The 13,309-nt window shown below is 68.9% G+C and carries 11 protein-coding genes; 8 read left to right on the top strand and 3 right to left on the bottom strand.

Features of this window, described 5'->3' with window-relative positions; genetic code table 11:
- The first annotated feature begins 76 nt into the window (after positions 1 to 76).
- Positions 77 to 1,915: an alpha-glucuronidase gene (locus ACFYRU_RS05235; RefSeq protein WP_387653149.1), complete on the top strand. Its 1,839-nt coding sequence runs from the start codon at positions 77 to 79 to the stop codon at positions 1,913 to 1,915.
- A 32-nt stretch (positions 1,916 to 1,947) separates the two neighbouring features.
- A complete protein-coding gene (locus ACFYRU_RS05230) occupies positions 1,948 to 2,955 on the top strand; it encodes a LacI family DNA-binding transcriptional regulator (RefSeq protein WP_387653147.1) in 1,008 nt (335 codons plus the stop codon).
- Here the strand turns inward: ACFYRU_RS05230 and ACFYRU_RS05225 are convergent.
- Entirely contained in the window at positions 2,939 to 3,721 is a 783-nt protein-coding gene (locus tag ACFYRU_RS05225) for a hypothetical protein (protein ID WP_387653145.1), read from the bottom strand. The two genes, ACFYRU_RS05230 and ACFYRU_RS05225, sit on opposite strands and share 17 nt — an antisense overlap.
- A 232-nt stretch (positions 3,722 to 3,953) precedes the next feature.
- Here ACFYRU_RS05225 and ACFYRU_RS05220 point away from each other — a divergent pair, with 232 nt between their 5' ends.
- From ACFYRU_RS05220 to ACFYRU_RS05210, 3 genes are all read left to right on the top strand, one after another.
- Positions 3,954 to 4,304 (top strand): holo-ACP synthase, encoded by a 351-nt coding sequence (locus tag ACFYRU_RS05220; RefSeq protein ID WP_130384581.1) that lies wholly within the window; start codon positions 3,954 to 3,956, stop codon positions 4,302 to 4,304.
- Complete coding sequence (locus tag ACFYRU_RS05215) at positions 4,304 to 5,695, top strand: NAD(P)H-hydrate dehydratase (RefSeq protein WP_387653143.1); 1,392 nt, start codon at positions 4,304 to 4,306, stop codon at positions 5,693 to 5,695. Before ACFYRU_RS05220 ends, ACFYRU_RS05215 begins: the two co-directional genes overlap by 1 nt.
- A 209-nt stretch (positions 5,696 to 5,904) precedes the next feature.
- The gene (locus tag ACFYRU_RS05210; protein WP_387653141.1) at positions 5,905 to 8,856 is read left to right on the top strand and encodes a PIG-L family deacetylase; all 2,952 of its coding nucleotides are present in this window, start codon (positions 5,905 to 5,907) and stop codon (positions 8,854 to 8,856) included.
- On the opposite strand, the gene ACFYRU_RS05205 is transcribed toward ACFYRU_RS05210, so the two are convergent.
- Entirely contained in the window at positions 8,805 to 9,293 is a 489-nt protein-coding gene (locus ACFYRU_RS05205; protein ID WP_387653139.1) for a hypothetical protein, read from the bottom strand. The genes ACFYRU_RS05210 and ACFYRU_RS05205 overlap by 52 nt on opposite strands.
- A 5-nt stretch (positions 9,294 to 9,298) precedes the next feature.
- A complete protein-coding gene (locus ACFYRU_RS05200; protein ID WP_387653137.1) occupies positions 9,299 to 10,069 on the bottom strand; it encodes an META domain-containing protein in 771 nt (256 codons plus the stop codon).
- Positions 10,070 to 10,235: 166 nt separating this feature from the next.
- On the opposite strand from ACFYRU_RS05200, the gene ACFYRU_RS05195 reads away from it, so the two are divergent.
- The 3 genes from ACFYRU_RS05195 to alr are packed head-to-tail and all read left to right on the top strand — an operon-like array spanning position 10,236 to position 13,308.
- Complete coding sequence (locus tag ACFYRU_RS05195; RefSeq protein ID WP_387653136.1) at positions 10,236 to 11,450, top strand: hypothetical protein; 1,215 nt, start codon at positions 10,236 to 10,238, stop codon at positions 11,448 to 11,450.
- A gap of 55 nt (positions 11,451 to 11,505) precedes the next feature.
- Complete coding sequence (locus tag ACFYRU_RS05190) at positions 11,506 to 12,147, top strand: HAD family hydrolase (RefSeq protein ID WP_387653134.1); 642 nt, start codon at positions 11,506 to 11,508, stop codon at positions 12,145 to 12,147.
- A gap of 15 nt (positions 12,148 to 12,162) precedes the next feature.
- Complete coding sequence (alr, locus tag ACFYRU_RS05185) at positions 12,163 to 13,308, top strand: alanine racemase (RefSeq protein ID WP_387653133.1); 1,146 nt, start codon at positions 12,163 to 12,165, stop codon at positions 13,306 to 13,308.
- The last annotated feature ends 1 nt before the right edge of the window (position 13,309 follow it).

Genomic DNA, 13,309 nt, shown 5'->3' with positions numbered 1-13,309 from the left:
GGGTCTCAGCTACGGTACGGTCTCGAAACTTTCGGTCACCGTGCGGTGACCGCCTGATATGTAAGCATCACCGGCGATGAGTGTCGACCTGGCCTGGCTGGCCACCCAGCGGCTGCCCGAGGTGACCGTGCACGCGTCCGGGGTGCTGGCCCAGACGATCCGGGCCGAGGTGCGGCAGACCCGGCGGTTCCGGACCGACGTGCAGGTGGCGATCTGCACGATGAGCCGGATCAAGGAAACCGCGCTCTGGCAGGAGGTCGAGGCCGCGCTGCCCGAGCACGGTCTCGGCGTCGAGGGCTTCGTGGTGGTGCGACGAGGCAACGATCTCGTCGTCGCGGCCGAAGGTGGACACGGGCTGCTGTACGGGTACTTCTACCTGCTGCGGTACTTCGAGTGGATGAGCGGCGACTTCACCGTCGTCGAGCGGCCCGCGGTACCGATCCGGATGCTGGACCACTGGGACGAACTGTCCGGTGCGGTACGCCGTGGGTACTCCGGCGGGTCGATCTTCTTCGCCGACGGCGCGGTCGTGCCCGACCTGACCCGGGTCCGGGCGTACGCGCGGTTGCTGGCGTCGATCGGCATCAACGCGGTCGGTCTCGCGAACGCCGAACTCCCGGACGTCGCGCGGCTGGCCGGCGTGTTCCGCGAGTACGGGATCGCGGTCAGCCTGGCGATCGACTTCGTCGACGACCCGCACGACGAACGCGTGGTGCGCTGGTGGTCGACGGCGGTTTCCCGCGTGTACGACGCGGTGCCGGACCTCGGTGGTCTGCTGGTCCGCTCGGGCCGCGACGTCGAGAGTGCGAACCTGCTCGCGCGCGCGGTCGCGCCGTACGGCGGAACCGTTTTCTGGCGGGTTTCCGGTGCCGTTCCGGACCACGACTGGCGGGACCGCCGGGCGGACCGGGCGCGGGCGGCGTACGACGGTTATGTCCCGCTGGACGGGCGGTTCGAGGAGAACGTGGTCCTGCAGGTCACGCACGGGCCGCTGGACTTCCAGGTCCGGGAGCCGGTCTCGCCGCTGCTCGGCGAACTGCAGGAAACCGTCTTCGGAGTCGAACTGCAGGTCACCCAGGAGTTTTCCGGGCAGCAGCAGGACCTCTGCTACCTCGGCCCGTGGTGGCGGGAGATCCTGCAGTTCGACACCACCGGCGCCGGCGGCGGGACGGTTGCCGACCGCATCGGTGCGATCGTCGCCGTCTCCAATGTCGGTGCCGACGGCAACTGGACCGGGCACAAGCTTGCGCAGAGCAACCTCTACGCGTTCGGCCGGCTCGCGTGGGACCCGGCGGCCGACCCGGTCAGCCTGTTGCACGAGTGGGCGGCGGCGACGTTCGCGATGGACGACCGGACCCGGAGCGAACTGGTCACGATCATGTCGGGTTCGTGGCGGACGTACGAGCGGTACACCGCGCCGCTCGGCGTCGGGTACATGGTCACCCCGGGCACGCACTACGGCCCGAACGTCAACGGATACGAGTACTCGGCAGGCGGGTCGTACCACTACGCGGACCGGAACGGCGTCGGCGCGGACCGGACCGTGAAGACCGGATCCGGCTTCACCGGGCAGTACCCGGAACCACTCGCGAGCCTGTACGAGGACGTCTACACGTGTCCGGACGAGCTGCTGCTGTTCTTCCACCACGTGCCGTACGACCACGTGCTGCAGAGCGGGAGCACGGTGCTGCAGCACATCTACGACACCCATTTCCAGGGCTACGCCGAGGTGGAGGCGATGGTCGCCCGCTGGCGGGTGATCGCCGAACGCTTCGAGCCCGGCGTACGGGAGAACGTGACCGCGCGGTTCGACGCGCAGCTCGCCAACGCCCGCGAGTGGCGCGACCAGGTCAACACCCACTTCTATCGCCTCAGCGGCATCCCGGACACCCACGGCCGCACGATCCACCGGTAGGCTGGGCCGAAAGTTTCGGAGCCGGAGGTGTGGTGAGCGAGCGCCCGACGATTGCGAAAATTGCGGAGCAGGCCGGGGTCTCGGTGCCGACCGTGTCCAAGGTGCTGAACGGGCGGTCCGACGTGGCCGCGGCCACCCGGGCGCGGATCGAGAGCCTGATCCAGGAACACGGGTACCGGCGGCGGAGCGCGAGTACGGCGGCCGGGCCGATGATCGACCTGGTGTTCAGCCAGCTCGGCGGCGAATGGGCGATGGAGCTGATCCGGGGCGTCGAACAGGTCGCCCGGGCCGAGGGTGTCGAGCTCGTACTGTCCGAGTGCGGCGGGGCGCTGCGCCCGCGGCAGGAGTGGATCGAGTCGGTCCTGAACCGGCGGCCGCTCGGCGTGATCATGGTGTTCTCCGACCTGGACGCCGACCAGCGCGCGCAGTTGGAGACCCGGCGGATCCCGTTCGTGGTGGTGGATCCGGTCGGCGACGTCGGGGACGACGTACCGTCGATCGGCTCCGCGAACTGGAACGGCGGCCGGATGGCGACCACCCACCTGCGGAACCTCGGCCACCAGCGGATCGGGATGATCGGCGGCCCGACCGACACGCTGTGCTCGCGGCAGCGCGTCGACGGTTACACCGAAGGGTTGCGTTCCACCGGCGCCGATCTCGACCCGGCGCTGATCCGCTGGGGCGACTTCTCGGTGGGCGGCGGGTACCGCGAGGCACTCGTACTGCTCCGCCAACCCACCCCACCGACGGCGATCTTCGCGGGCAGCGACATGCAAGCGCTCGGGGTGTACCAGGCTGCCCGCGAACTCGGCCTCGACGTCCCGCGCGACCTGTCGGTCGTCGGGTACGACGATCTGCCCGTCGCGCAATGGGTCACGCCTGCGCTCACCACGGTCCACCAGCCGCTGCACCAGATGGCCGAGCTCGCCGCACGCGTCGTACTCGATCTGTCCCGCGGCAAGACGCCGACGGCGCTCCGGCTGGACCTTGCCGTCGACATGAAAGTCCGGCAGTCCACCGGTCCTAGGAGCGTGAGTTGACCGGTTCGCGCTCGGCGGAGCGGGCGTGGTCGACGTCGCTGTGCGTCACGGTCAGGTAGGCGACAAGTACGGCGAACAGCAGCAGACCGACCAAGGTGACGGGCCCGATGCCCCAGCCGACGCCGCCGTCGTGGGTGCCCTTGCCGAGCCAGTCGGCGATCGACGCACCGAGCGGGCGGGTCAGTACGTACGACGCCCAGAACGCGACGGTGACGTTCAGCCCGAGCTTCCACAGGCCGAGCGGCACCACGATGAGTACGGCGAACAGCACGATCGACCAGGTGAAGCCGAGTCCGAAGTCGATCGCGGTCGCGTCGCCGACCGCCGTACCCAGGCCGAACGTGAGCAGTACGACACCCCAGTAGAAGCGTTCGCGCCGGGCCGTCGTGATCGAGTGCACGGAGATCGTGCCTTCGCTCCGGCGCCACCAGGTCAGCAGTACACAGAGCAGTACGAGGTAGACGATCGAGTCGAACCAGTACGGCGTACCGAGGGCGACATGCGGTCCGTCGGCAATCATCGTGCCGAACAGGGCGACGCCGAGGACCGTGATCCAGTAGCGCACGGGGTGGTAGGTGTTGGCTTTCAGTTGCAGATAGAGGGCGGTGCAGAAGGTACCGAGGCCGATGACGGCGGCCAACGGGATGCTGACCTTGCCGAGATAGTCGGAGGCGGTCTCGCCGATGCCCGTGGTGAGCAGCTTGACCACCCAGAACATGACGAAGACCGCCGGCACCTTCGGGGCCGGGAACACTCGTATTCGCATGGTCGGCGAGACTAGAGGCCGGAAGCTGAGAGTCCGCTGATCGACGCCTCGGCTAGGGCACGTCTCCCGATCCCACGCCGTCGCGAGGAGGTGCTCGGGACGGTAGCTCGGCGTGCGGGGGCGAAGGACTCGATGCGGATCCATCGTGGCCTTTGCCACCGTGCGGCGAGGTGCCGTGCCGAGTGCCCCGCAGTAGGTGTGGGATTGGGAGGCGTGCCCTAGGGTGAGGCACATGATCGTCGGCGTGGGTATCGATGTGGTCGACGTGGATCGGTTCATGCGGACGCTCGAGCGGACGCCGGGGTTGCGGGACCGGGTCTTCACCGCGGTCGAGGCGGTCAAGCCGCCCGCGTCGCTGGCGGCACGGTTCGCGGCCAAGGAGGCGCTGGCGAAGGCACTCGGCGCGCCGGCCGGGATGCACTGGCACGACGCCGAGGTCCAGACCGACGAAACCGGCCGGCCGTGGCTGGAGATCACCGGCACGGTCGCGGCGCAGGCGGCGAAGCTCGGCGTGCAGAGCCTGCATCTGTCGCTCAGCCACGATGCCGGGATCGCGTCCGCGGTCGTCGTACTGGAGGGCTGATGCGGCACGCGCACACCGTCGAACAGGTCCGGGCGGCTGAGGCCGCGCTGATGGCCAAGCTGCCGGACGGTGCTCTGATGCAGCGGGCGGCGGCCGGGTTGGCTGTTGCTGTTGGCAACTTCTTGGGCGGTACGTACGGCGCTCGGGTGGTGCTGCTGATCGGGTCGGGCGACAACGGCGGGGACGCGCTCTACGCCGGCGCCCGGCTGGCGCGGCGCGGTGCGCAGGTGACCGCCGTACTGCTCTCCGCCCACGCGCACGCGGGCGGACTCGCGGCCTTGCTGGGCGCTGGCGGACGGGTCGGTGCTGCTGCGGACATCGTTGGCGCGGACGTTGTGTTGGACGGCATCGTCGGGATCGGCGGACGGCCGGGGCTGCGGCCGGACGCGTCGGCGGCGGTGCAGTTGGCCGAGCAGTACGGCGTACCGATCGTCGCTGTGGACACGCCGTCCGGAGTGGACGTCGACACGGGCGAGACGCCGGAGCCGCACGTACGGGCGGCCCTCACCGTCGCCTTCGGCACCCACAAGATCTGCCACCTGATCGACCCGGCCGCGTCGGCGTGCGGCCCCGTACACCTCATCGACATCGGCCTCGACCTCCCACCCGCCGAGGTCCAGTCCCTCCAGGCCGCCGACGTACGCGCCCTCTACCCAACCCCCCATGGCGAGTCCGACAAGTACTCCCGCGGCGTGCTCGGCCTGATGGTCGGCTCCACGCAATACCCGGGCGCCGCCGTCATCGCCACCACCGGAGCCCTCGCCGGTCCCATCGGCATGGCGCGCTACATCGGGCCGTCAACCGTTGCCGACGCCGTGCGGGACGCGCACCCGGAGGTTGTCGGCGAGGGGCGGGTGCAGGCGTGGACGATCGGCTCGGGGCTCGGTGACGAGCTCGACGTACCGCGGATCCGCGAACTGCTCGACGCCGACGAGCCCGTCGTACTGGACGCCGACGGGTTGCAGGCGCTGGACGATACCGGCGACCACGTCGACGTACTCGCCACTCCGCACGCGGGCGAACTCGCGCGGCTGCTCGGGGTCGAGCGGACGACGGTGGAAGCCGAGCGGTTGAAGTACGCGCGACTCGCGGCCGAGCGCTTCGACGTCACCGTCCTCCTCAAGGGCGCTACCACCGTCATCGCAAGCCCCGACGGAGAAGTACGCGTCAACACCAACGCAACCTCGTGGCTAGCCACGGCCGGCGCAGGCGACGTACTGGCCGGCCTCTGCGGCGCCCTACTCGCCGCCGGCCTGTCCCCCCTCGACGCAGCCGCCACAGGCGCCTACCTCCACGCCTCCGCCGCCAACGTCTCCTCCGGAGGCGGCCCCACCACAGCAATCGCCATAGCCCAAGCCCTCCCCAAAGCCACCCGCCTACTCCTCAGCTGAACGACCCTGCTGGGGACCGGGAAGACCTCCTGGGGACTGGGCATAAGCAATTGCCTATCGCCAGTACCCACGAGGTGTGCCGGGTCCGCCGTACGAGAGCCGCCTGCGTAGGGCTGTCTGGTTGGGCGCGCGGTTGGTGTTGCGGGGGTGGGGTGGGGGACGTAGGACTGGAGAGTTGCTGGTGCCTCCGCCGCCTTTGGAGTGTGCTCGTGAAGCGAATTGTGGGGATTCTGGTTCTCGGAATGCTGGCTGTGCTGCCGGTACCTGCTCAGGCGCAGGGGCAGCAGGCGAAGGCGTACGTCGCCGACGCCAAGACGAAGATCGACGTGATGGGGGAGTGGGCCCATCCGGATGACGACACCAGTTTCATCGGGCCGTGTGGTGTCTGGCATCAGCTGTACGGCGTGAAGTGCGGCGTGATCATGGTGACCCGAGGTGAAGGCGGCGGTAACGCGGCCGGCACCGAGCTGGGTCCCGCGCTCGGGCTCCGGCGGGAGAACGAGGATCGCGTCGCGCACTACCGGTCCGGCACGGTCGACATCTTCAACCTCGATCGGATCGACTTCTTCTACAACCAGAGTGCGCCGTTGACGCAGTACTTCTGGGACGAGCAGGAAACGCTCCGCAGGGTGACCCGGGTGATCCGTGAGACGCAGCCTGACGTGTACATCGGGTTCACGCCGACGCTCGCAGCCGGTCACGGAAACCACCAGCAGGCCGGCCGGCTGATCTGGGAAGGCGTCCTCGCGGCCGCCGACCCGAACATGTTCCCGGAGCAACTCACCGGCCCGCACGCGCTCAGCACGTGGCAGGTGAAGAAGGTGTTCTCCGGCGGCTCGACCGCGGGCACGGGCGGTACGACGACGGCCGCGAACTGCACGACCGGGTTCACGCCGTCCGGTCTCGACCCGGTCGCGGGCGTGTGGACCGGGTACAACTCGCCGTACACCTGGCCGGCCGGGAACTCGCAAGGGCAGCCCGCCGGTACGCCGAAGATCTGGCAGCAGGTCTCCGACGAGGGGCGCGCGGCGTACCCGACGCAGAGCCGCGTGATGTACAAGGGCGTGTCGGCGCCGGCCTGTCCGCGGTTCGGGATGACCGAGTCGTTCGTACCGTTCCAGCCGAACAGCAGTCCGCAGGCCGGTCGCGACGACGCGATCCTGTTCGGCGCGACGAAACCGGATCCGGGTGGTCTCCCGCTCGGCACGCTGGAGTACCTGACGTTCAGCCGGTTCTTCAACGTCGCGGGCGAACCGTTCCAGGCGACCCTGCACCTGAAGGGAAAGCTTGCCAAAGGCAACGTCCAGCTGACGGTCCCGGCCGGCTGGACGACCGACGGACCGAAACCGGTCCGTGAAGGGTCGGCCGCGGACGTCACGTTCACGGTGACCCCGGCCGCCACCGCGACCGTCGACCAGAACGCGAAGATCTCCGCGCTCTACACGACCAAGCGCGCGACCGGCTACACCGAAAACGTGGTCCGGATCGTTTCCGCCGCGGAGGGCCGTTTCCAGCGCTGGGGAAACTGGCAGGAGTACGACCAGTGGCTGCAGACGACCGCGCCGCAGGCCGACCGGCTCGGGCGTTCGCAGGCGATCCAGTCGATGGGCATCGGCCAGACGATCGACGTACCGGTGGTCGTGCACAACTGGTCGGCGGAGCAGCAGACCGGGACGGTGTCGCTCGACCTGCCGCCGGACTTCACGGTCGACAGCAACAGCAAGCTGTACGACGTGGCGCCGGGGGCGGACGTCACGGTGACGTTCAAGCTGACGAACACCGACACGACGCTGCCCGCACAGCAGAACGTGGCGATCCCGATCAGAACGTCCTACGGCGGGGGAGCGTCGGGCGGCGTCGGCACGGAGACGCTGACGCTCACCTTGGTCCCCACGACGGTGATTCCGCAGGCCACGCCCGTTGTCGACGGGAAGGCGGAGTCAGGTGAGTACCCGGGCCCGACCCTCGACCTCGGGCGGATCTGGCAGGGCGCCGGCACCTGTACGGGTGTCGACGACTGCGGCGTGTCCGCCACCGGACAAGGCAGTACGGCCAAGGTCAGCTGGTCCGACGACGCGCTGTACTTCTTCATCCACATCCGCGACGACTACCAGTCGTACGCCGTGACCCCGGCCGAATGCGTCGGCCACTGGCAGGCGGACTCTGTCGAGATCCTGCTCGACCCGCGCGGCAACGCGTCGCAGAGCCTCAAGGACACCGCGAACACGTTCAAGCTCGGCATCTTCCCGTTCACCCAAAGTGGCGGCCCGTGCTGGGAACGCGACGCCGACAACCACCAGGGCTACTCCAGCGGCGCCCTCGACACCGGCAACGCGCCCGGCGTCCAGGTCGCGTCGACGGCGCAGTGGGTCGGCAGCAACGACACGAGCGTCCCGCACGCGTACGCCGGTGGCGGGTACGACCTCGAGGTGAAGATCCCGCTGGCGGATCTGCCCGCCGCCGTCGACCCGAACCACCTCGGCCTGAACATCACGCCGTACGACAACGACGACACCTCGGCACCCGGTACGACGACGCTGCGGCACATCGACATGAGTACCCGTCTCGGCTGGTCCGCGCTCGGGTCCGTGCAGTCCGACCCGTACCGCTGGGGAATCGCCACGCTGCCCGGGTACACCCCGCCCGCCGGCCGCCCGACCACGCCGGCGCCGCCGGACGTGTCCAACCCGAACCTGAACGGAGCCCTCTCGCCGCAGACGATCGCGCAGTCCGCGCGCAACGGCGTACCGATCTCCGGCCGGGTACCGACCGACGACCTGACGATCCCGTACGCCGCACTCACCGGCAACGGCGTACAACTCGTCACGTCGTCGAGGGGTTCCGGTACGGCCCGGGCCTTCCTGACGTCCGGGGAGCTCGGCGCGATTCCGGTCTGGACGACATCGTGTACGTCGGACCCGGCACCGGACTACGGGTTCACGCCGTGTGCGATCACCGACGGCGCGCCGCCGCCGTGGTCACCGAACATGAGCGGCCACCTCGTGCAGCAGGTGACCCGGCAGGTGACGCGCGGTGTCCAGCACTGGACGATCCCGTTGACCGCGGCCCAACGTCAGCAGCTGAAGGACCGCGGCCACCTGCTGGTTTCCTACGAGACGACGAAGAACGAGGTCCAGGCCTTCGACATCCGCCTCGCGTAGTCGACTGCCTCGCGGACCTGCTCGCTCGGGTGCTCCAGCGCCTGCTGCAGCAGGTCCGCGGTGCCGGGCTCCGGGGTGGCGCCACCCGTTGCCATCAGCAACGGAACGAGACCGTACGGATCGGTGTCCAGGGACAGCTGGTTGCGCAGCATCGACTCGGTCCAGGCCAGCGTGTGCCGGTTCACGGTGTCGATGATCGCGACGCTGCGCGCGTGCGTCCGGGTGCGGAGGAAGAGTGCCTTGGCGCCGGCACACTCGACCTCGATGATCTGCTCGGTGCCGGCCACGAACACGATGCCGACGTCGGTGCGGCCGAGCCGCTCGAAAGTGGTACCGGTCGCGAGGGCGATCGCGGCCAGCAGGTCGTTGTCCAACCAGTCGTCCGGGCGGATGACCAGCCCTGTCCAGTGCTGCCCGCTCGCGGGCTCCTCACTCACTCAAGTCAGCGTACCGCCGTGAAGTCCAGTCCACCGTTCGAGGACCGCAGGCTGAGCGTCGAGCCGTCGATCCGATAGGTCAGCTCGCCCCGCAAACCCTTCAGCAGCAGGGATTCCAGCTTCGCGGCGTCGCCGGTGCAGGCGCGTCGGGTGGTGGCGAGTTCGCCGAACGTCAGCTTGCCCGTGGAGGTCGCGACCATGCCCTGGAACTCGTTGCAGCCGGTCGAACCGGTGACGCGGTCCCCGTTCAAGGTGAACCATGCCTTTTCGGACCCGACCGGATGTGACGCGGTCTGTCCGTCGACGATCGTCGACAGTCCCCACTTCGTTCCGTCGAGCGCGAGGGCGGGCTCGGCGGCCTCCTTGTCGAGCAGCGAGATCGTCGTGGTGCTCGTCGTCAGCACGAGCTTGCTGCCGTCGAGTTTCCACGTCGGTTTCTGCCCGAGTACGCCGCCGATCCAGTCGTCGAGCCCGGCCGCGGGACCGAGGCAGCCCATCGCGGTCGACGTGATCTCCTTGCCGAGGACCAGCTGGTTGTCCGCGGTCGAGACCGAGGTCTCCGAGGTGTTGCAGCCGGCGTTCCACGACATCCGCCCGTCGGTGCTGAACTGCAGCCGCACCTTGGGTTGCGGTTTCCGCGGTGTCCCGTTCTCGACCACCGACGTGGAAACGAAGGTCCGCCCGGCCAGCGCCGCACTGTCGGACGCGGAGCCGGATCCGGCCGCGTTTCCGCAGCCGGACAGGGCGAGCAGGCCGGTCGCGGCGAGCGCAATCATCCGTTTGTACACATCCCCAGGACGCCGCGAAATGTCGTTCCGTTGCAGGTGAAGGCTTTGTAAAATCGGGACCCGGAGTTGACAACCCATGATCACGGTTCGATAACGTCAGGCGCCGTACCGAAATCTTCCTGGGGGATCGCCAGTAGCAGACAGGAAGGTTCGCATGCCCTCGATCCGAATTCCTCGGACTCGCATCCTCGTCCCCGCCGCGTTGCTCGCGGTCGGCGCGCTCGTCGCTGTGCCGATCGTCGTCCACGCGAACAAGCAGCAGTCGGTCGCGACGGCGGACGCCGCCGACACCGCGACGGCCGCGCTGCCGAACGTCGGCCGCGTCGAGACCTGCGTGCTCGACAAGTACTCGGGATGTACGGTCCTGCACGGTTTCGGTCAGAAGCCGGTCGCGATCACCGCGACCGCGTCCGGTCCCGCGATCGTCTCGATCGACACCAGCCGTACGACCGACAAGTCGTACCGGCTGCGCGCGCTCCGGTACGACGGCAAGCCGTACGCCGCCGGCACCAAGCTCACGTACACCGTGCACTACGACTTCTCCCCGGTAGCGGGACAGCCCACCACACCGGCGCCCACGCCGACCCAGACGCCCACGCAGACTCCGACGCAGACGCAGTCGGCTCCACCGGTCACCACTACGCCGTCGCAGCCGCCCACGACGCCGACCAAGCCGCCGACGTCGACGCCGACCTCCACGAGCACGCCGACGAGCACCGGTAGCCCGAGCACCACCTGCACCAACCCCTCGTTCGTCACCACGTCCACCGACAACCAGGGCGAGGGCACGGACATGGGCGCGTACTACGTGCACAACAACATGTGGAACAACAGCAACGGCACGTACACGCTGTCGGCCTGCAACTACAACAACTGGTACGAGGACGTGACGCAGCCGCTTCCGGGCGACAACGGCGTGCAGGCGTACCCGAATGTGCACAAGGACTACAGCAACGTTCCGCTGAGCAAGATCAAGTCGGCGAACTTCGCCCACACCACGCCGGCGAACTGCCCCGCGTGCATCTACGACGTCGCGTTCGACGTCTGGATCGGTGACGGGCTGAACAACGAGCTGATGATCTGGACCGACAACAAGGGCCAGACCCCGTCCGGCGACAAGGTCGGCACGGTCACCTTCGGCGGCTTCAAGTACGACGTGTGGCACCAGAACGGCTACACCGCGTACGTGTCCCAGGTGACGCAGAAGTCCGGCACGATGCCGCTGGCCAGCTTCTTCAACGACATGACGACCCGCGGCTGGGTACCGAAGTCGACCACCTGGCAGGTCGACTACGGCGTCGAGGTCGTGTCCACCGGCGGCACCAAGCAGCGCTTCACCTTCAACGACTTCTCCATCGCGGAGAACTGACCCCCACACCCAAGGCGGCCATCGCAGCGATGCGGTGGCCGCTTAGGGTTTCGGTGTGACCGGACTGGTGATCTTCGACAACGACGGCGTGCTGGTGGATTCCGAGCGGCTGGCGAACACGATTCTTTCGGAGTTGCTGACCGAGGCCGGGCTGCCGTACACGTTCGAGGAGACGGTGCGGGACTTCATGGGCGGATCGATGGAGTCGATGCGCAAGAAGACCGAGGCCAAGCTCGGGCGGCCGTTGCCGGCCGACCTCGAGGACCGGTACCACCAGCGGTTGTTCGAAGGGTTCGCGCAACTCCGGGCGATCGAGGGCGTTGAGGCTGTCCTCGATCACCTGGACGAGCGCGGCGTCCCGTACTGCCTGGCCTCGTCCGGTACGCATCGCCGGATCCGTACCGCGCTGACCGCGGTCGGCTTCCTGGACCGGTTCGAGGGGCGGATCTTCAGCGCCGAGGACGTCGCGCACGGCAAGCCCGCGCCGGACCTGTTCCTGCACGCGGCCGCGACGATGGAGGTGAAGCCGGCCGACTGCCTGGTGATCGAGGACAGTCCGCTCGGCGTCGCTGCCGCGGTCGCCGCCGGGATGAAGGTCTTCGGGTACGCGGGCATGACCGACCCCGCGAAACTTGAAGATGCGGACACGGTTTTCCACAACATGGCGGCCCTGCCCGACCTCATCGACGGAGCCTGAGACACTGGAACGACCATGTCTACTCTCCAGTCACACCCGGTGCGGGCCGAGGCGGTCGTCGATCTGGCGGCGATTCGCCACAACGTGAGCACGCTGCGTGCTCGTGCCCACGGAGCGCAGTTGATGACCGTGGTGAAGGCGGACGGGTACGGGCACGGGATGGTCCCGGTCGCGCGGGCGGCCCGGGAGGCGGGCGCCGACTGGATCGGGGCCGCGGTGCTCGAGGAAGCGCTCGGGCTGCGGGCGGCCGGGGACACCGGGCCGATCTTCTGCTGGCTGACCACGCCGGGTGAGCCGCTCACCGACGCGATCGAGGCCGGCATCGACCTGTCCGCCGGCGCGCCGTGGGAGATCGACGAGCTGGCGGCCGCGGTGCAGGACCGCCCGGCGCGGGTGCATCTCAAGATCGACACCGGGATGTCGCGCGGCGGCGCCGTACCGGAGGAGTGGCCGGCGCTGATCCGGGCCGCGGTCCGCGAGCAGGCGACCGGGCGGATCGAGATCAAGGGCATCTGGTCGCACCTGGCGTCGTCGGACGAGCCGAAGAGCCCGGTGAACGAGACTCAGCTGGCCACATTCACCGAGGCGATCGAGGTGGCCGAGTCGTTCGGCATCGAGGCCGAGTTCAAGCACCTGGCGAACTCCGGCGCCACCCTCGCGCTGCCCGAGACACATTTCGACCTGGTCCGGCCGGGCGTCGCGACGTACGGGCTCTCGCCGTTCGGGCACGCGCTGCCGTCGGCCGAGCTCGGGCTGATCCCGGCGATGACGCTGAAGGCCCGGCTCGCGATGGTGAAGCGGGTGCCCGCGGGCGCCGGCGTCTCGTACGGGCTGACCTGGACCGCGCCACGGCCGTCGACGCTCGGCCTCATCCCGCTCGGGTACGGCGACGGCCTGCCGCGGCACGCCTCGAACGGCGGACCGGTCCAGGCCGGCGGACAGCGCCGTACGATCGTCGGCCGGATCTGCATGGACCAGTGCGTGCTGAACCTGGAGGACGACGAGGCGGCCGCGGGTGACGAGGTCGTGCTGTTCGGCCCTGGGACGGCGGGCGAGCCGACCGCGGACGACTGGGCCGATGCGGCCGGCACCATCAACTACGAGATCGTCACCCGCTTAGGTGCAAGGATTCCCCGCAGGTACATCGATAGCGAAAGGTAGA

It is taken from the genome of Kribbella sp. NPDC004536 (genome assembly GCF_042873835.1).
Classification (GTDB): domain Bacteria; phylum Actinomycetota; class Actinomycetes; order Propionibacteriales; family Kribbellaceae; genus Kribbella.
The sequence above is the reverse complement of the archived record's forward strand: the minus strand, read 5'-3'. Positions and strand labels throughout refer to the sequence as shown.

Coding starts and splice junctions, on each gene's coding strand:
- ACFYRU_RS05235 (WP_387653149.1), top strand. CDS start 77: ATGAGTGTCGACCTGGCCTGGCTGGCCACCCAGCGGCTGCCCGAGGTG.
- ACFYRU_RS05225 (WP_387653145.1), bottom strand. CDS start 3,721: ATGCGAATACGAGTGTTCCCGGCCCCGAAGGTGCCGGCGGTCTTCGTC.
- ACFYRU_RS05220 (WP_130384581.1), top strand. CDS start 3,954: ATGATCGTCGGCGTGGGTATCGATGTGGTCGACGTGGATCGGTTCATG.
- ACFYRU_RS05215 (WP_387653143.1), top strand. CDS start 4,304: ATGCGGCACGCGCACACCGTCGAACAGGTCCGGGCGGCTGAGGCCGCG.
- ACFYRU_RS05200 (WP_387653137.1), bottom strand. CDS start 10,069: ATGATTGCGCTCGCCGCGACCGGCCTGCTCGCCCTGTCCGGCTGCGGA.
- ACFYRU_RS05195 (WP_387653136.1), top strand. CDS start 10,236: ATGCCCTCGATCCGAATTCCTCGGACTCGCATCCTCGTCCCCGCCGCG.
- alr (WP_387653133.1), top strand. CDS start 12,163: ATGTCTACTCTCCAGTCACACCCGGTGCGGGCCGAGGCGGTCGTCGAT.